The following is an 18,708-nucleotide window of genomic DNA, read 5'->3' on the forward strand; positions in this document are numbered from 1 at the left end:
GCTCAAACTAAATGGCATGGTCTACTCGATCCCCAGTGCGCGGCGCACCGGTTTGAAGCTCTTGCGATATTCGGGCAGCGGGCCACGCTCGGCCAGAATGGCGAGGTGCTCCGCAGTCGGATAACCCTTGTGGCGGGCAAAACCATACTCGGGATGACGGCTGTCCAACTCGGTCATCTCGCCGTCGCGGGTCACCTTGGCGAGGATCGAGGCGGCGCTGATGGCGGCCACCAGACTATCGCCCTTGACCACGGCGCGCGCTTCCATCGGCAGCGCCGGGCAGCGGTTGCCATCGATAAAGACCAGCTCGGGGGTGACCTTCAACCCCGCCACGGCGCGCTGCATCGCCAGCATGGTGGCATGCAGGATGTTGAGCTCGTCGATCTCTTCCGGAGTGGCGCGACCGATAGCCCAAGCGAGCGCTTTCTCTTTGATCTCGTCAAATAGCGCCAGCCGTTTCTTCTCGGAGAGCTTCTTGGAGTCAGCCAGTCCGACAATCGAGTTGGCGGGATCGAGAATGACCGCGGCGGTGACCACGTCACCCACCAGCGGGCCGCGACCCACTTCATCCACACCGGCAACCAGCTTGTCGTCAGGAATATCGATCATCATCTTGTAGCCTTGAATCAAAACAGGCCCCGTGGGGCCTGACAGGGGTCGACTGGCGCGACATCACCACTCGGAAAACGGATTAACGGGTAGCACGGCGCAATCGACGGTCCGAAATAGTGTTATCTGCCGAGCAGATCCACCACCGCGTCGGCGGCCTGCGAGTCGGCATTACAGCGGATCAGCTGGTGCAGCTCGGTGAAGGTGTTGACCAGCACACTGTTGTCGTGCTCGAAGTACTTGCTCACCTCTTCCACCAGATTCTCCGGGGTGCACTCGTGCTGGATCAGTTCCGGCACCAGCATGCGACCCGCGAGCAGGTTGGGCAGAGAGACAAATTCAGTCTTCACCAGTCGCTGTGCCAGCCAGTAGCTGAAGGGCTTGAGCTTGTAGCCCACCACCATCGGCTTTTTCACCAGCATGGCTTCGAGCGCCGCGGTGCCAGAGGCCAGCATCACCACGTCGGCAGCGATCATCGCCTCGCGCCCCTGCCCTTCCAGCAGCACCATCTCGAGATCCGGCGCCAGCTCGGCCTTGATGGCCATGAATTGCTCGCGCCGTTTCTGGTTGACCAGCGGCACGATGAAACCGAGATCCGGATAGCGCACCGTCAGGTGCTTGCAGGCCTCGAGAAACAGGGGGGACATAAAGCCCACTTCTGCGGTGCGGCTGCCCGGCAGCACCGCCAGCCAGCGGCGATTGGCATCGATACCGAGATTGCGACGCACGGCGGCCTGATCCGGCACCAATGGAATATCGTCCGCCATGGTATGACCGACAAAACGGCAAGGGGCGTCGAAGCGGTCGTAGAAAGCTTTCTCGAAGGGCAGGAAGGCGAGCACCATGTCGGTAGCGGCCTTGATCTTGTGAATGCGGTTCTGGCGCCAGGCCCACACCGAGGGGCTGACATAGTGAACCGTCTTGATACCGGCGCGGCGCAGTTTCAGCTCCACTCCGATATTGAAATCCGGTGCATCCACGCCGATGAAGATATCGGGCGGATTGGCAATAAAGTGACGCAGCAGTTCGCGACGGACCTTGAGAATACGCGGCAGACGGCCAAGCACCTCGGTGATCCCCATGACGGAGAGCTCTTCCATCTCGAACAGCGCCTTGACGCCCAGCGCCTGCATGCGCGGCCCGGCGATCCCTTCAAACTGCGCGTCCGGGTAGCGGGCTTGCAGCTCCCGCACCAGGCCGGCAGCCAGAATGTCGCCGGATACTTCTCCGGCGACGATACCGATGCGAACCGGATCAGGCACGGATGATCCCGCGCTCGTTGTCTTTGAGGAAGTCCACATAGAGCTGGACGGCCGGTTCGGCTTGCGCCATATCGATCAGCACCGGCAGCACCTCTTCGATGGTCTTGCCAGAGCGGAAGATCTCTTTGTAGGCGCGCTTGACAGCAGAGATAGCCTCGGCGCTGAAACCACGGCGACGCAGCCCTTCGGAGTTGACCCCGAACGGCTTGGCGTAGTTGCCTGCGGCCATCACATAGGGCGGCACGTCCTTGTTGAGGGCGGCGCAGCCACCGACGAAGGCGTGGGAGCCGACGCGACCAAACTGGTGAATGGCGGAGAGCCCCCCAAAGATCACGAAGTCACCTATCACCACGTGACCCGCCAGGGTGGCGTTGTTGGCGAAGATGCAGTTGTCACCGATGATGCAGTCGTGGGCAACGTGGACGTTGACCATGAACAGGTTGCCGCTGCCCACCTTGGTCAGGGATTGATCCTGAATGGTGCCACGGTGGAAGGTGCAGTTCTCGCGAATGACGTTGTTGTCGCCAATTTCGAGGAAGGTGCGCTCACCGGCGTACTTCTTGTCCTGACAATCCTCACCGATGGAGGTGTGCTGGAAGATCTTGTTGCCACGACCAATCTTGGTCGGGCCCTTGATCACCACATGGGAACCTACCCAGGTGTTGTCACCGATTTCCACCTCGGCGCCGATGACAGAAAAGGGGCCGATTTCAACCCCTTTACCGATCACGGCAGACTCATGGACGATGGCAGTATCGTGAATGATGGCAGTCTGGTCGATCACGTGTGTTAAACCTCGCGTTTGGCGCACATCAGCTCGGCGGTACAGACCACTTCACCGTCGACGGTAGCGACTCCGGTGAACTTGGCAATACCGCGACGCTCTTTCAGGAACTCCACGTCGAGCACCAGCTGGTCACCGGGGCCGACTGGACGCTTGAAGCGAGCATTGTCGATTGAGGCAAAATAGTAGAGTTCGTTGGGAGACGGCTTGCCCACCATGGTAAAGGCCAGGATACCGGTGGCCTGTGCCATCGCTTCCAGGATCAGTACGCCCGGGAACACCGGCTTGGCCGGGAAGTGCCCCTGGAAGATCGGCTCGTTGAACGAGACGTTCTTGATGGCACGCAGGGTTTTGCGCTCATCGCTGATCTCGTAGTCGTCGACACGATCCACCATCAGAAACGGATAACGGTGGGGCAGCAGATCCATGATTTCCTGGATACCCAGGCTCTTCTTTTCAGTAGTCAAAACAGTACCCTATACCAATCGTGATTATTCTTGATCCAGCTTCTTCTCAAGCTTGCTTAACCGCTTGTGCATCTCTTCGATACGCATCACCCGGGCGGCGGTCTTGCGCCACTCTTTATTGGTTTGCAGAGGGATGCCGGAAGAGTAGACACCGGGCTCGGTAATGGGTCGCATCACCATGGCCATACCGGTGACGGTGGCCTGGTCGCAGATCTCCATATGCCCGTTAAAGACGGAAGCGCCGCCAATGATACAGTATTTGCCGACCTTGAGACTACCAGCCATCACGGTGGAGCCCGCCACGGCGGTGCCGTAGCCGATCTCAACGTTGTGGGCGATCTGGCACTGATTGTCGATGATGACGTTGTCAGCGATGCGGGTATCCTCCAGCGCACCGCGGTCAATGGTGGTACAGGCACCGATCTCGACCCGGTTGCCAATGGTCACGCCGCCGAGCTGGGGGATCTTGATCCACTCGCCACGTTCATTGGCATAACCGAAACCATCGGCGCCGATCACTGTGCCGGATTGAACCAGACAGTCGGTGCCCATGGTAACATTGTGATAGAGGGTGACGTTGGCCCACAGCCGGGAGCGCGCTCCCAGCCGGGTATTTTTGCCAACAAAACAGCCCGGGCCAATGCGTACATCATCACCCAGCACGACACCGGATTCGATCACCGCATTGGCGCCGATGGCCACTCTCTCGCCCAGTTGCACGTCAGCCGCGATGACGGCACTCGGATGGATATCCATGGCCGGCTGCGGGGTGGTGTCCAGCAGTTGGGCTACCCGGGCAAAACCCACGTAGGGATCCTTGAGCACCAGCGCATTGGTGGGACAGAAAGGGAGATCCGCCTCTGTGATGAGCACGGCAGTCGCCTTGCTCTGCTCCAGATAAGAGCGGTACTTCTTGTTGGACAGGAAGGTAATCTCACCCTCCCCGGCCTTTTCCAGTGTCGCTACCTTGCGGATTTCCAGGGTTCCGTCGCCATGGACCTGGGCCCCCAGTTGCTGGGCCAGCTGTGCGAGAGTGAATGCCATCAATTAGTTGCTCTTGCTTACCTGAGAAATAACCTGGCCGGAGATGTCCAGCTTGCTGGCGGCATACGGGGCGGCATTGCGCTCCAGCACCAGATCGTAACCATTGCTCTTGGCGATGGAATCGATGGCAGCCTGCACTTTGGTCAGGATCTTGTTGCGTTCTTCGGACTGACGGCGGCCGTTGTCCTGCTCAAAGGCTTGACGCTTCTGATTGAACTCCATCTGCAGCTTGGCCAGTTTCTCCTGGTTCTGCTTCTTCTGCTCGGCGCTCATGAAGGCTTCATCCTTACGGAACTTCTCGACCAGCTTCTGGCCTTCCTGTTCCAGCTTCTGCAGCTCACGCATGCGCGGCTCGAATTCGCCTTTCAGCTTGGCTGCAACGGCTTCACGCTGGGGCAGCTTTTGGAAGACTTCGCCCATATCAACCACGGCGATCTTGGTCTCAGCGAAGGCAGAACCCATGCCGGCAGCCATCAGTGCAAAGCTCAAACCAGCTACTTTCAACGCTTTATTCACACTTACTCCTTGTTCCCTCATGGCGAGGGCTACCTGATTTACCCGATTATGCAAGCGGCATTGACACCGTCTTGTTACCTGGTGAGGCACGCATACCGCGCGTCCCATCATTGAAGACCCCCACCGCATGGGTGGGGCGATATTCTGCTTAGAAAGTACGACCGATGTTGAAGGAGAAGACTTCGGTACGATCCCCTTCGTATTTCTTGATTGGCTTGGCCAGGGCGAACACCAGCGGTCCCATCGGTGAGAGCCACTGCAAGGAGACACCTGCAGAGACACGGATATTACCCGGATTGGAGTAGTCCTGACTCAAATAGTTGCAATCCGAACCGGCAGCACAGGGGTAGGCACCATTGGCAAAATCGGTGCTCCAGACGGTACCCGCATCAACAAATGCCGTGGTCCGGATCTGCGGACGATAGGTCTCGGAGACGAACGGGGTCGGGAAGACCAGTTCGAACGAGGCCACCGCCAGTGCGTTACCACCCACCGAGGTGTCGGAACCTTCGTAATAACCGGTCTCGCATGGCTGATTGCCGGTACAGCTGCCAGAGCCCGGCTTGTTGTAAGTTTTGTAGATGGCCTTGGGACCAATGGTATTGCTCTTGAAGCCACGTACCGTATCGAAACCACCGGCATAGTAGTTCTCGAAAAACGGCAGCATGCTGTCATCACCATAACCATTGCCGTAGGAGACCCGCCCCTTGCCGATCACTACCCAGCTGTGATCTGCATCAAGCGGGAAGTAGTGGGCATCTTCGGCGGAGAGCTTGTAGTACTGCAACTCCATGCCCGGCACGGTCACCTTGGCGTTGATACGCTGACGATCACCAGAGGTCGGGAACATCCCCTTGTTCAGGGTGGAACGGGTCCAGCCTGCGGTCATATCGACGGTGACGAAGTCGAGGTTGGAGCCGTCCTGGGAGTAGATATTCCAGAACTGATCCATCTGCACCGACTGGCGATTATCGTTCCACTGATCCCAGCAGTAGGTGTTGCCATTGGTATCCGGGTTGTCTTTCAGACACTCCTGATAGTTCTGGGCATTGAACGACGGGCGGCTCAGTTTGGTACTCTCGATACCGGTACTGAAGTCAAGTCGATTGAACTCGTTGACCGGGAAGCCACTGGAGAGACGGAAACCGATGGTTTCGTTCTCGTAATCGACGATATCGGCGTCATCGGCACGGAACTGGTTGTAGTAGAGTCGCCCACCCAGGCTAACGCCGTCCACAGTGAAGTAGGGATCGTTGTAGCTCAGATCAACGTTCTTGGAGTAGTCGTTGGTACTGGCGTTGATGGAGACCGTCTTCCCGGTCCCCATAAAGTTATTCTGAGAGATCCCGGCCTGCAGGCTTAGACCCGATTCGGTACCGTAACCGATACCGGCGTTGATGGAACCTGCAGGCTGCTCCTTGACCTTGAAGTCGAGATCAACCAGGTCATCGTTGCCCGGCACCCGCTTGGTGTCCACTTCGACGCTCTCGAAGTAGCCAAGGCGATTGAGGCGGCTCTTGGACTGTTCGATGTTGTCGGAGGAGAGCCAGGTGCCCTCCATCTGGCGCATCTCGCGACGCAGCACCTGATCCTCAGTGGTGGCGTTACCGCTGAAGTTGATGTTGCGCACATAGACACGGGGGCCAGGCTCTACGTTGACGATCAGCTCAACTTCCTTGGTCTTGTCATTGACCTGCGGGAAGGTGACCACTTTCGGATAGGCGTAGCCGTAACGGCCGAGGAACTTGGAGAGCACTTCTTCGGTGTGAGTCACCTGGCTGGCGGAGTAGGTGCTGCCAGCAGCGATCGGGATCAACCCCTTCATCTCGCCACCGCGATCAATCAGGTCGCCCTTGAGCTGGACACCGGAGACCTTGTACTGATCCCCTTCCTTGATGTTGAGGGTGACATAGACTCCCTTCTTGTCCGGGGTCATGGAGACCTGGGTGGACTCCTGCTGGAAGCGGATGTAGCCGCGATCCATGTAGTAGGAGCGCAGCGTTTCGATATCACCGGCCAGCTTCTGCTTCTGGTAACGCTGATCGGCGGTGAAGTTCCACCAGGGTACTTCGTCACGGAGGGAGAGTTGGGCCAGCAGCTTCTCTTCCGGGAAGACGCTATTACCGACGATGTTGATCTGCTGGATTTTTGCAGCCTGACCTTCGACAAAGGTAAACTTCAGATCAACCCGGTTGCGCGGCAACGGGGTGACAATGGCCTTGACCTTGGCAGAGTATTTACCCACGCCATAGTAGAAATCTTCCAACCCCTTTTCGAGGGAGGTCAGTACGGTGCGATCCAGCGGGTCGCCGACACGGATACCGGAAGACTCCAGACTCTGGGTCAGTTGTTCTTCCTTGATATCCTTGTTGCCAGAAAATTCGATGCTGGAGATGGTCGGACGCTCCTTGACCATCACCTGCAGCACCTGGCCGTCACGGTAAACCTTCACATCCTCAAAGTTGCCCGAGGCGTAAAGCTTCTTGATGGCACTGGCCAGAGCCACGGAATCGACGGTATCACCGACCCGGATCGGCAGGTTCAACAGTGCGGCACCCAGGGTCACCCGTTGCAGACCTTCGACCTGGATATCTTGCACCACAAAAGAGGCAGGGGCCGCCTGGGCCAGGAAACTGGCACCCAGCAGGCAACTCAACACCAATGCTTTTTTAACAGCCATTTTGTTCTTATGTGTCCTTGTTGATGCTCTGGCCTCAGAGGCGAGCGAAATCGTTAAACAGCGCAATGCCCATCAATAACATCAGAATGGCGGCACCGATCCTGAAACCCACTTCCTGTATTTTCTCTGAGACCGGCTTGCCGGTGACTGCTTCGATAAGGAAATAGACCAGATGGCCACCGTCCAGCACCGGTAGGGGAAACAAATTGATGATCCCCAGGTTGACGCTGATCAGCGCCAGAAAACTCAAGAAATAGACCAGACCATAGTCGGCACTGCTACCAGCACCCTTGGCTATCGAGATAGGGCCGCTCAGGTTGTCTAGCGACACTATGCCAGCTACCAGCTTGCCGATCATGTCAAAGGTGAGCGTGATCAGGCTCCAGGTCTTGTCGGCCCCCTGCCACAGCGCTTGCAAAGGCCCATACTGTAACAGAATTCGATATTCATCCGGTAATGGAACCAGTTGCGGCGAGAGACCGACGAATCCAACCAGCTTACCCTGCACCTTGCGACTATCCGGGGTCAGAGTCACGTTGAGATCACTGTTGTTGCGCTCAACCACCACTTGCAGAGGTTCGCCCGGTGCCTGCTGCACCAGCTCGACAAACTGGGTCCAGGCGGTGATTGGCTGATCGCCGACCTGTTTGATACGGTCACCAACCTGCAGCCCCGCCTTTTCACTGGCACTCTTGGCCACCACGGCAGCCACGACTGGCAGCACTTTACCACTCAGGGGAACGATCCCCAGACTCCCGATGGGCGACTCTTTATCCGGATCGAAGGTCCAGCCGGTCAGCGACAAGGTTTTGTCAGTGGCATAGCTGGTATTGGGCGCTTGCACCTTGAGGGTGACTGCATCGTCACCCAAATGGCTGATAAGGGCGTAGGTGACGCTCTCCCAGTCACCAGTCTGTTCATCGCCGACCCCGACAATCTCCATCCCGGGCAGCACACCCGCCTCGGCCACGATGGATGCCGGACGCACTTCACCTATCACCGGCTTGACGCTTGGCACCCCGATGATAAACATCAACCAGAGGGCAACCAGAGCAAACACGAAGTTGGCCATGGGACCGGCAGCCACGATTGCCATCCGCGCCCAGACACTCTTGTGATTGAAAGCGTACTGCTCGTCACCGGGCTTGAGCTCGTCCACCCGGCCGTCCAGCATCTTGACGTAACCGCCGAGGGGGATCAGGGCCAGCACGTACTCGGTGCCATCCTTGCCCATCCGGCGCCAGATGGCCTTGCCAAAACCGATGGAGAAACGCTCAACCTTGACGCCACAACGACGGGCCACCCAGAAGTGGCCAAACTCGTGCACTGCGACCAGCAGGCCCAGCGCAACGACAAAGGCGCCGATATTCCACAACACACCACCCATCAGCCAAGCTCCTCAATCAAAGTGTGAGCACGGGCTCTTGCCGCACCGTCCAGGGCAAACAGATCATCGAGCGAGCCGACGGCGCTGCTCTCCAGCGCCAGCATCACAGCCTCGTTGATCCGGGCAATATCCATAAAGCCGATGCGCCCGGCCAGGAAGGCGGCAACCGCCTCCTCGTTGGCTGCATTGAGCGCAGTGGTCGCCGCTTGTCCCTTCTGGCAGGCATTGATGGCCAGCGCCAGACAGGGGTAGCGTTCGTAATCAGGCCGGATAAAGCTGAACTCTCCGACACTGAAGAAATCCAAAGGTTCCACACTGGAGGGGATGCGATTGGGATAAGCCAGCGCATGAGCGATGGGGGTACACATATCCGGATTGCCAAGCTGGGCCAGCACGGAGCCATCCTTATACTGCACCATGGAGTGGATCACAGACTGCGGGTGGATCACCACCTGGATCTGCTCGGGGGCCGCATTGAACAACCAGCGCGCCTCGATGTACTCCAGACCCTTATTGATCATGGTGGCGGAGTCGACCGAAATCTTGGCCCCCATCGACCAGTTGGGATGCGCGATGGCTTGCGCCGGCGTCACCTTGGCCAGCTCGCTGATCTCGGTGTAACGGAACGGGCCGCCGGAACCGGTAAGCAAAATCTTGCTGATCCCTGCCGCCGCCAGATCGCAAAAGCCGGGCTGACGCTGCACAGCGGTCGGCAAACACTGGAAGATGGCATTGTGCTCGCTGTCGATGGGCAGTAGCTCGGCGCCATGCTCGCGCACGGCCTCCATGAAGAAAGCACCGGACATTACCAGCGCCTCCTTGTTGGCCAACAGAATGCGCTTGCCGGCGCGCACCGCAGCCATGGTCGGGGCCAGGCCTGCCGCACCAACGATGGCTGCCATCACGCTATGGGCATCGGGATGAGCGGCTACTTCGCACAGTGCTTGAGCACCACAAAGCACTCGGGTGGCACTGCCGTGCGCTTTCAGGCGGACAGTCAGTTCGCGGGCGGCATCCTCATCGACCATCACGGCAAAACGGGGAGAGAATTCGAGGCTATCCCGCAACATGGCATTCACGTTGCGGGCAGCGGTCAACGCCAGCACTTGCCAACTGCCCGGATTGTGGCGCAGCACCTTCAGGGTACTCTGACCGATGGAGCCGGAAGCCCCCAGAATAACCAGGTTGCGCATCAAAACTCCTGACTGAGTAGCAGATAACTGAGGAGAAACACTGGCAGAGCAGCAGTCAGACTATCAATCCGATCTAGCACCCCACCATGACCTGGCAGCAGGGTGCCGGAGTCCTTGATGCCCGCTTCACGCTTGAACATACTCTCGGTCAGATCGCCGAGTACCGAAGCAAGCACCGCCAGCAAGGAGCAGAACAGCACGATAACCATCTTGGCAGGAACAAACCCCATCCACCAGGTGACGCCGATGGCCAGCAGGCTGGCGGTAAAGAGCCCACCGCACATCCCTTCAATGGTTTTGCCCGGACTGACGGCCGGTGCCAGCTTGTGTTTACCAAACGCCCTGCCAAAAAAATACGCGCCAGAATCTGCCGCCCAGACCAGCCCCATGACGAAGAGCAGGATCCAGGCTCCCATCATGGGGTCATGGTAAAAGTTGTAACCACGAATGGCGACCAGCGACCAGAAGAAGGGAACCAGGGTCACCAGACCAAACAGGGACTTGAGCCAGATTGACTCCTTCCACAGCTTGGCGCTCTGGGGATAGCGCAGCACCAGCAGCAGACCCAGCAGCCACCAGCTTACCGCGGTCCAGAGCACGCCCATCACCAGCGGATGCAGATGGGGAGTCCAGAGCTGCTCCACCGGCAACCAGAACAAGCTTGCCCCGAGCAGCAGGCAGAATACGATGGGTAACCATTGTTGCGGGGCGGCAGAGACAAAGCCGCTCCATTCACGGCTGGCCAGCAAAAAGACCAGCGCAGCCAACAGGGCAAAAAACTTCAATGGCAGAAAGAAAAGCGCCCCCAATACCAGGGGGATCAACATCAAAGCAGTAATAATTCGTTGTTTTAGCAAAAGAAACCTCTCTCTTGGGAGCGGGGTTTAGCCGGTCTGCTGCTCGGCGATCAATTCCCGGATCTGTTCACCCGTGCAGCCGAAGCGGCGTTCGCGGGCAACAAAGGAGGCAACGGCCTCACTGAACTCGGCCTCGTTGAAATCGGGCCACAACACCGGGGTAAAGTAGAGCTCGGCATAGGCGAGCTGCCATAATACAAAGTTGCTGATGCGATGGTCACCACCGGTGCGGATCAACAGGTCCACGGGTGGCAGATCGGCCATGCAAACCTCGCGGGTCAACATGGATTCATCAATGTCGTCAGCGGCCAGTTCACCGGCCGCCACTGCTTTAGCCAGCTTGCGGGCAGCCTGAGCGATATCCCACTGGCCACCATAGTTGGCCGCAATATTCAGGGTCAATCCCTTGTTATTGGCGGTCAAGGCTTCTGCCTTGGCAATTTTGGCCTGCAACCGCTCACTGAAGCGAGCAGTATCGCCAATTACCTTGAGCCGGATCCCGTGACTGTGAAGTTTGTTCACCTCACGGCCCAGCACGGTAACGAACAGTTCCATCAAAGCGCTGACCTCCCCTTCCGGGCGGCGCCAGTTCTCGCTGGAGAATGCAAACAGGGTCAATGCCTCGATTTTGGCGCGCGCAGCAAAGGTAACGGCCTCGCGCACTGACTTGACGCCAGCCTTATGACCATAAACCCGCATCTTGCCACGGTTCTGTGCCCAGCGACCATTGCCATCCATGATGATGGCGACGTGACGGGGTAAAGACGAGTTGGCACAATCACCCAACGCAGCCAAAAGCGACATGGTTTTCTCCCACAAAGACAAAAGCGCCGTGCAGGGGCACTACACGGCGCTCGTAATATACCTTTCAGGCGCTTAGATTTCCATTAGCTCCTTCTCCTTTGCAGCAAGGGCCTCATCGACCAGCTTGATGTAGGAGTCAGTCAGTTTCTGGATCTCTTCCTGGGCGCGACGGTCATCGTCTTCTGAGATCTCTTTCTCTTTCAGCAGCGCTTTCAGATCAGCGTTGGCATCGCGGCGAATGTTGCGCACGGCAACACGGGCATTTTCTGCTTCACCACGCACAACCTTGGTCAGGTCACGGCGACGCTCTTCAGTCAGCGGCGGCAGCGGCACCCGCAGGGACTGGCCATTGCTGGAGGGGTTCAGGCCCAGATCGGAGGTCAGGATCGCCTTCTCGACCGCCTGGATCATGGAACGGTCAAAGACGGAGATGGAGAGGGTGCGAGAATCTTCAGCCACGACGTTGGCCAACTGTTTCAGCGGAGTGGCCGCACCGTAGTACTCAACCTGGATGCCGTCGAGCAGGCTCGGGTGAGCACGGCCAGTACGGATCTTGGACATCTGGGTCTTGAGTGACTCGACACTCTTGCCCATGCGCTCCTTGGCGTCGTTTTTAATCTCGTTGATCACAGCGGTTTTCCTTTTGGCGAACGAGCCGCCATGCGGCTCGCATCTATTTTATTTGCTGACGTAATGGATCAGGGTACCTTCCGGCTCACCCATGATAACCCGGCGCAGGGCGCCCGGCTTGTTCATGTTGAACACGCGGATCGGCAGATCGTGGTCACGTGCCAGAGTAAAGGCAGCAAGATCCATCACCTTGAGCTCTTTTTCAAGAACTTCATCATAACTCAATTCGTGGTACAGGACGGCATCCGGATTTTTGACCGGATCCTCGTTGTATACACCATCTACCTTGGTGGCTTTCAGCACCACGTCGGCTTCGATCTCGATCCCGCGCAGGCAGGCTGCCGAGTCGGTAGTAAAGAAGGGATTGCCAGTACCGGCAGAGAAGATCACTACCTTGCCAGCACGCAGCTGGCTGATTGCCTCGGCCCAACTGTAGGAGTCACAGACCCCCTGGAGGGAGATAGCAGACATCAGACGGGCATTCACATAAGCACGATGCAGGGCATCACGCATGGCCAGACCGTTCATCACGGTTGCCAGCATACCCATGTGGTCGCCCACCACGCGGTTCATGCCCGCCTTGGCAAGACCGGCACCACGGAACAGGTTGCCGCCACCGATGACCAGACCGACCTGAACACCCAGCTCAACCAGCTCTTTGATCTCTTGGGCCATCCGCTCCAGCACTGCCGGATCAATGCCGAAACCCTCGGATCCTTGCAGGGCTTCACCACTCAACTTCAGAAGAACACGTCTGTATGCAGGTTTGGGATTGGTACTCATGTCACTGATTCCTGGTCATATAAAGACCGCGACATAAGTCGCGGTCTGGGGAAACGGAAAAACCGGTTCGATTAGGCCTTTTGAGCGGCCGCGATTTGAGCTGCCACTTCAGCAGCGAAATCGGTCTCTTGCTTCTCGATGCCCTCGCCCACTTCGAAACGGGTGAAGGAGACAACGTCAGCGCCTTCTTTCTTCAGCAGCTCGGCAACAGTCATGGAAGGATCTTTCACGAACGGCTGGCCAGTCAGGGAAACCTCACCGGTAAACTTCTTCATGCGACCTTCAACCATCTTCTCGGCGATCTCTTTCGGCTTGCCGGAGTTGATGGCGATGTCGATCTGGATTTCGCGCTCTTTGGCAACGACTTCAGCAGATACGTCTTCAGGCTTGACGAATTGCGGGCTGTTGGCAGCAACGTGCATGGCCAGATCTTTGGCCAGTTCGTCGGAACCACCGGTCAGCTTGGTGATAACACCGATGCGGGAACCGTGAACGTAGGTGCCCAGGTTGTCACCTTCAACCAGCATCACGCGACGCAGGTTCATGTTCTCACCGATCTTGGCGATCAGGTTGGTGATGGTCAGCTCGACGGATTCGCCGTTGCCGAAATCAGCGGCTTTCAGCGCGTCAACATCAGCGATCTTCTGGGTAGCAGCGATCTCGACGATCTTCTGACCCATGGCCAGGAAACCGGCATCCTTGGAAACGAAGTCAGTCTCGCAGTTCAGCTCGATCATGACAGCAACGTTGCCTTCGGTACGGGCGAAGATCACACCTTCAGCAGCGATACGGCCAGCTTTCTTGGCAGCTTTGGCCTGACCGGATTTACGCATGTTCTCGATGGCCAGCTCGATATCGCCGTTGGCCTCTTCCAGTGCTTTTTTGCAATCCATCATGCCAGCGGCGGTGCGCTCGCGCAGTTCTTTTACCAGGGCGGCAGAAATGTTTGCCATGTCCAGTATCCTCGGTCTTGAATTGACAAGAAACAGGGGCCACAAGGGCCCCTGCTAACCAATTACATCAGCTTGGTTAATAAGGGCTTTGCAGACCTTATCAATTACTCAGCTTCAACGAAGCCATCTTGTTCGGCTTGAACAACGATGTCCTGCTCGCGAGCTTCCAGTACGGTGTCAGCAGCAGCATTCAGGTACAGCTGTACGGCACGGATAGCGTCGTCGTTACCCGGGATGACATAGTCAACGCCGTCCGGGTTGGAGTTGGTATCAACGATGGAAACTACCGGGATACCCAGGTTGTTGGCTTCTTTGATAGCGATGTGCTCGTGGTCTGCATCGACAACGAACAGAACGTCAGGCAGGCCGCCCATGTTCTTGATACCACCCAGGCTCTTCTCCAGCTTTTCCATTTCGCGAGTACGCATCAGCGCCTCTTTCTTGGTCAGCTTGTCGAAGGTACCGTCCTGGCTCTGGGTTTCCAGATCTTTCAGGCGCTTGATGGACTGACGAACGGTTTTCCAGTTGGTCAGCATGCCGCCCAGCCAGCGGTGGTTAACATAGAACTGGTCGCAACGCTCAGCGGCTTCTTTTACGGCTTCAGACGCGGCACGCTTGGTACCTACGAACAGTACCTTGCCTTTCTTGGCAGCTACGGAGCTGATGAAGTTCATGGCATCGTCAAACATCGGAACGGTTTTTTCCAGGTTGATGATGTGAACTTTGCTGCGGGCACCGAAGATGTAGGATTTCATTTTCGGGTTCCAGTAACGAGTCTGGTGACCGAAGTGAACGCCGGCTTGCAGCATGTCGCGCATAGAAACTTTAGCCATTTTATACCTCTGTATTGGGGTTAGGCCTCCACACATCCCATATAACCGACCCGTTAAGGCACCCCGGCATATGTGTCGATGTGTGTGTGTTGTTTAAGTAAGGGTGATGAAATGGTGGACGCAAGTTCCCCATTCCGGCGCGCTTTATACCATAACTTTGTTCCGGACACCACCGGCCGACACTCTAAACAGGTGTAAATCTGGATCCCTCCAAAGGAGGTTGCGACTGCCATTTGACGCTGTGATGACAATCACACTGGAAGTACGCGGGGGTTGCGGATAAAATTTTGGCCTGATTGCAAACGCATCTATTTTTCATTACCTGTCCTGTCCGCCCTCGCAGGCCCAGCGGCAGGCCGCAAGAGAGATCCCATGTCCATTAAAATCAAGACACCGGAAGAGATTGAAAAGATGCGCGTTGCCGGCCAATTGGCCGCCGATGTGCTGGTCATGATTGCGCCCCACGTCAAAGCTGGCGTCACCACTGACGAACTGAACACCCTTTGCCACAACTACATCGTCGATGTGCAGCAAGCAATCCCGGCTCCACTCAACTACCACGGTTTCCCGAAATCCATCTGCACCTCGGTGAACGATGTGATCTGCCACGGCATCCCGAACCACAAGAAGTTGCGTGATGGCGACATCATCAACCTCGACATCACCGTCATCAAGGATGGCTACCACGGCGACACCTCCGCCATGTTCATCGTGGGCGAGACCACCCCGCTGCGCCGTCAGCTCTGCAAGGTTGCGCAAGAGAGCCTCTACGCCGCCATCAAGAAGGTGCGTCCGGGCGCCTGTATTACCGAGATTGGCGCCGTAATCCAGCCCATCGTCGAGAAGGCAGGTTTCTCCGTGGTGCGTGACTACTGCGGTCACGGCATCGGAGCCGAGTTCCACGAAGAGCCGCAGATCCTCCACTACCGCAACAGCGGCAAGCAGGAGCTGAAAGCGGGCATGTGCTTCACTATCGAGCCGATGGTCAACAGCAAAAAGTACCACTGCAAGGTCAATCCGAAAGATGGCTGGACCGTGACTACCAAGGATGGCGGCGACTCCGCCCAGTGGGAACACACCCTGCTGGTGACCGAGGATGGTTGCGAGGTGCTCACCCTGCGCCCGGACGACACTATCGACCGCTTCATCAAACACAGCTAACATCGAACCCCGGCCCTTGTGAAAAGCGCCGGGGTTTTTACTGCCTGTTTCAGCCAGATGCCTGCCACTTTGTGTGTGAGATGCCATGGACGCCAGCCTGCTTTCCCCTCATCTGTTACCCGACGACCAACTCACCCGCGATAACTGCAAAGAGTACCTGAGTCGCTTTCTCGGCTGGCTGCATGCCCGTTTTGATGCCGGTGACAACATCATCGAGCTGGTCGCTACCCGCTCCGAATATATGGATCAGCTGCTCTGCCGGTTGTGGCAGAAGTTTGGCTTCGACAAGAGTGACCTCACCCTCATCGCGGTGGGCGGTTATGGCCGCGGCGAGCTGCACCCCCACTCCGATATCGACCTGCTGATCCTCTATGACGGCGACGAACTGGACGAAGTGTTGGGACTACGCATTGGCGAGTTCATCACCCTGTTGTGGGATCTCAAGCTGGAGGTGGGTCAGGCGGTGCGCAACGTGGCGGAGTGCATCGAGCAGGGCAAGGCCGACATCACGGTCGCCACTAACCTCATTGAGGCGCGCTACATCACCGGCCGCAAGGAGGGATTCCTGCAGCTCAAGGAGGCGACCGGCCCCCAGCACTTTTGGCCGAGCGAAGCCTTCTTTCGCGCCAAGCGCCAGGAGCAGGCGGAGCGGCACCAGCAGTTTCTCGGTACCGCCTACAAGCTGGAGCCGGATCTCAAGTGCAATCCGGGCGGCCTGCGCGATATCCAGACCCTCGCCTGGGTCACCCGTCGCCACTTTGGCGCTACCACCTTGTTCGAGATGACCAGCCACGGCTTTCTCAACCGCGCCGAGTACCGCGAGTTGCTCGACTGCCAGAATTTCCTCTGGAAGGTGCGCTTTGCCCTGCATATGGCCATCAACAAAGGGGACAACCGCCTGCTGTTCGATCGCCAGCGCACCGTAGCCCAGATGTTGGGCTTCGAGGGGGAAGGCAACACCTCGGTCGAGCAGATGATGAAGCGCTTCTACCAGACGGTGCGGCGGGTCTCCGAGCTCAACGAGATGCTGCTGCAGCTGTTTGACGAAGCGATCCTCGGCAACACCGCCATGGATGTACGCCGCCTCTCCAATGAGTTCCAGCTCCGTGGCCGCCTCATCGATGCGGTGGATGCGGAGCTGTTTACCCGTGAACCGGCCGCCATCCTGCGCCTTTTTTATCAGATGGCCCAGCATCCCGAGATTGCGGGCATCCACTCGGCCACCCTGCGCCAACTGCGCGAGGCGCGCCGCAAACTGAACTGCTGGTTGCAGGAGTTGCCCGACTGCCGTCGCCTGTTTATGGCGCTGCTGCGCCACCCAAACGGCATCGGGCTGCCGCTGACCCTGATGCACAAGTACGGCATTCTGGCGGCCTATCTGCCGCAATGGAACCTCATCGTCGGCCAGATGCAGTTCGACATGTTCCACGCCTACACGGTGGATGAGCACACCCACCGGCTGCTCAAGAACATTCACGGCTTTCCCAACCCGGCCAACCGCCAGAGCCACCCGCTCTGCCACGAGGTGTTCACACGACTGCGCAAACCGGAGCTGCTCAGCATCGCTGCCCTGTTCCACGATATCGCCAAGGGGCGGCGTGGCGATCACTCCGAACTTGGCGCCGTCGATGCACTGGAGTTCTGCCAGCTGCACGGCCTCGATCGCTACGAGAGCCGGCTGGTCGCCTGGCTGGTGCGCCACCATCTGCTGATGTCGGTCACCGCCCAGCGCCGCGATATCTATGACCCTGACGTTGTCACCGACTTTGCCCAGAAGGTGCGCGACGAGCAGCATCTCGACCTGCTCTACTGCCTCACCGTGGCCGATATCTGCGCCACCAACGACACCCTGTGGAACGACTGGAAGGGCACCCTGCTGCGCGAGCTCTACTTCGCTACCCAGAAGGCGCTGCGCCAGGGGTTGGAGAACCCGCCCGACATGCGGCTGCGCATTCGCGAAAACCAGCGTCAGGCCAAGCAACTGCTGGCGCAACGGGATGTATCGGAAGAGGCGATCAATCGGCTCTGGGCCGATTTCAAAGCCGACTACTTCCTGCGTCACAGCCCGGAACAGATCGCCTGGCACTGCCGCCACATCATCGAGCATGGCGACAACCCGGCGCCGTTGGTGCTGATCGGCAAACACCCGACCCGCGGTGGCAGTGAGGTGTTCATCTACTGCCGCGACACGCCGAACCTGTTTGCCACCGTCGCCTCGGCGCTGGATCAGAAGAACCTCAACATCCACGACGCCCAGATCATGAACTCGCGCAGCAACTTCGTGCTCGATACCTTTGTAGTGCTTGAGCCCAATGGCGAACCCATCAGTCCCAACCGCACCGCCACCATCAAGAAGGCGCTGGAGAAGGCGCTGCAGGAGCCGGGCAAGCTGGTGCTGCGCAACAAGCCACTGTCACGGCGCCACCGCCAGTTCAGCGTGCCGACCCGGGTCGTTTTTCTGCCGCACAAGGGGGAGAGCCGCCACACCCTGATGGAGCTGACCGCCCTCGATACTCCCGGCCTGCTGGCGCGGATCGGCGCGGTATTCCAGCAGTGTGGCCTGTCGCTGCACGCCGCCAAGATCGCCACCTTTGGCGAACGGGTCGAGGACTTTTTCAGTCTGACCAGCCTCGATGGCGAGCCATTGACACCGGAGCAACAACTGCAGCTGGAAGAGCGGCTGGTGCATCAGCTCAATCCGCAGCAATTTGCTATGGAGTGAGTGCGATCTGATTCAAAAGAGGC

17 protein-coding genes are annotated in these 18,708 nt (G+C 58.0%); 2 read left to right on the plus strand and 15 right to left on the minus strand.

All coding sequences use genetic code 11. From position 1 onward, the window contains the following. Positions 1–21: 21 nt before the first annotated feature. The 15 genes from rnhB to rpsB form a co-directional block, all read right to left on the minus strand. Positions 22–612, minus strand: coding sequence for a ribonuclease HII (gene rnhB / locus I6L35_RS01100; protein WP_216979321.1), 591 nt, complete (start codon positions 610–612; stop codon positions 22–24). Between the two features lie 119 nt (positions 613–731). Beyond that, entirely contained in the window at positions 732–1,871 is a 1,140-nt protein-coding gene (gene lpxB / locus I6L35_RS01105) for a lipid-A-disaccharide synthase (RefSeq protein ID WP_216979322.1), read from the minus strand. Further along, positions 1,864–2,655 carry an acyl-ACP--UDP-N-acetylglucosamine O-acyltransferase gene (lpxA, locus tag I6L35_RS01110; protein ID WP_216979323.1) on the minus strand — a complete coding sequence of 264 codons (792 nt, stop codon included), beginning with the start codon at positions 2,653–2,655 and terminating at the stop codon, positions 1,864–1,866. Before lpxA ends, lpxB begins: the two co-directional genes overlap by 8 nt. Before the next feature lie 5 nt (positions 2,656–2,660). After that, entirely contained in the window at positions 2,661–3,083 is a 423-nt protein-coding gene (gene fabZ / locus I6L35_RS01115) for a 3-hydroxyacyl-ACP dehydratase FabZ (protein WP_013724020.1), read from the minus strand. A gap of 63 nt (positions 3,084–3,146) precedes the next feature. Beyond that, complete coding sequence (gene lpxD / locus I6L35_RS01120; protein WP_005343790.1) at positions 3,147–4,166, minus strand: UDP-3-O-(3-hydroxymyristoyl)glucosamine N-acyltransferase; 1,020 nt, start codon at positions 4,164–4,166, stop codon at positions 3,147–3,149. 3 nt (positions 4,167–4,169) lie between these two features. Next, positions 4,170–4,682 (minus strand): OmpH family outer membrane protein, encoded by a 513-nt coding sequence (locus I6L35_RS01125; protein WP_005338563.1) that lies wholly within the window; start codon positions 4,680–4,682, stop codon positions 4,170–4,172. 148 nt (positions 4,683–4,830) lie between these two features. Continuing rightward, positions 4,831–7,362, minus strand: coding sequence for an outer membrane protein assembly factor BamA (gene bamA / locus I6L35_RS01130; RefSeq protein WP_216979324.1), 2,532 nt, complete (start codon positions 7,360–7,362; stop codon positions 4,831–4,833). A 34-nt stretch (positions 7,363–7,396) separates the two neighbouring features. Continuing rightward, positions 7,397–8,749: a sigma E protease regulator RseP gene (rseP, locus tag I6L35_RS01135; protein WP_005343787.1), complete on the minus strand. Its 1,353-nt coding sequence runs from the start codon at positions 8,747–8,749 to the stop codon at positions 7,397–7,399. After that, entirely contained in the window at positions 8,749–9,942 is a 1,194-nt protein-coding gene (gene ispC / locus I6L35_RS01140) for a 1-deoxy-D-xylulose-5-phosphate reductoisomerase (RefSeq protein ID WP_005343786.1), read from the minus strand. Before ispC ends, rseP begins: the two co-directional genes overlap by 1 nt. Beyond that, entirely contained in the window at positions 9,942–10,769 is an 828-nt protein-coding gene (locus I6L35_RS01145; RefSeq protein WP_005343785.1) for a phosphatidate cytidylyltransferase, read from the minus strand. The genes ispC and I6L35_RS01145 overlap by 1 nt, the downstream gene beginning before the upstream one ends. A gap of 57 nt (positions 10,770–10,826) precedes the next feature. Next, the gene (uppS, locus tag I6L35_RS01150) at positions 10,827–11,603 is read right to left on the minus strand and encodes a polyprenyl diphosphate synthase (protein ID WP_005343784.1); all 777 of its coding nucleotides are present in this window, start codon (positions 11,601–11,603) and stop codon (positions 10,827–10,829) included. A 72-nt stretch (positions 11,604–11,675) separates the two neighbouring features. Next, positions 11,676–12,233, minus strand: a complete 558-nt coding sequence (frr, locus tag I6L35_RS01155; RefSeq protein WP_005343783.1) for a ribosome recycling factor — start codon at positions 12,231–12,233, stop codon at positions 11,676–11,678. 48 nt (positions 12,234–12,281) lie between these two features. Continuing rightward, complete coding sequence (gene pyrH / locus I6L35_RS01160; protein ID WP_005343782.1) at positions 12,282–13,016, minus strand: UMP kinase; 735 nt, start codon at positions 13,014–13,016, stop codon at positions 12,282–12,284. Between the two features lie 71 nt (positions 13,017–13,087). Next, a complete protein-coding gene (tsf, locus tag I6L35_RS01165; protein ID WP_005343781.1) occupies positions 13,088–13,969 on the minus strand; it encodes a translation elongation factor Ts in 882 nt (293 codons plus the stop codon). A 104-nt stretch (positions 13,970–14,073) separates the two neighbouring features. Next, complete coding sequence (rpsB, locus tag I6L35_RS01170; protein WP_005343780.1) at positions 14,074–14,802, minus strand: 30S ribosomal protein S2; 729 nt, start codon at positions 14,800–14,802, stop codon at positions 14,074–14,076. Between the two features lie 372 nt (positions 14,803–15,174). Between rpsB and map the strand changes: the two genes are divergently transcribed. Together map and glnD are read left to right on the plus strand one after the other, a co-directional pair. Continuing rightward, a complete protein-coding gene (map, locus tag I6L35_RS01175) occupies positions 15,175–15,963 on the plus strand; it encodes a type I methionyl aminopeptidase (RefSeq protein WP_005343779.1) in 789 nt (262 codons plus the stop codon). 85 nt (positions 15,964–16,048) lie between these two features. Beyond that, complete coding sequence (glnD, locus tag I6L35_RS01180) at positions 16,049–18,685, plus strand: bifunctional uridylyltransferase/uridylyl-removing protein GlnD (RefSeq protein ID WP_216979325.1); 2,637 nt, start codon at positions 16,049–16,051, stop codon at positions 18,683–18,685. Positions 18,686–18,708 lie beyond the last annotated feature (23 nt).

It is taken from the genome of Aeromonas sp. FDAARGOS 1405, assembly GCF_019048265.1.
Taxonomy (GTDB): Bacteria; Pseudomonadota; Gammaproteobacteria; order Enterobacterales; family Aeromonadaceae; genus Aeromonas; species Aeromonas veronii_A.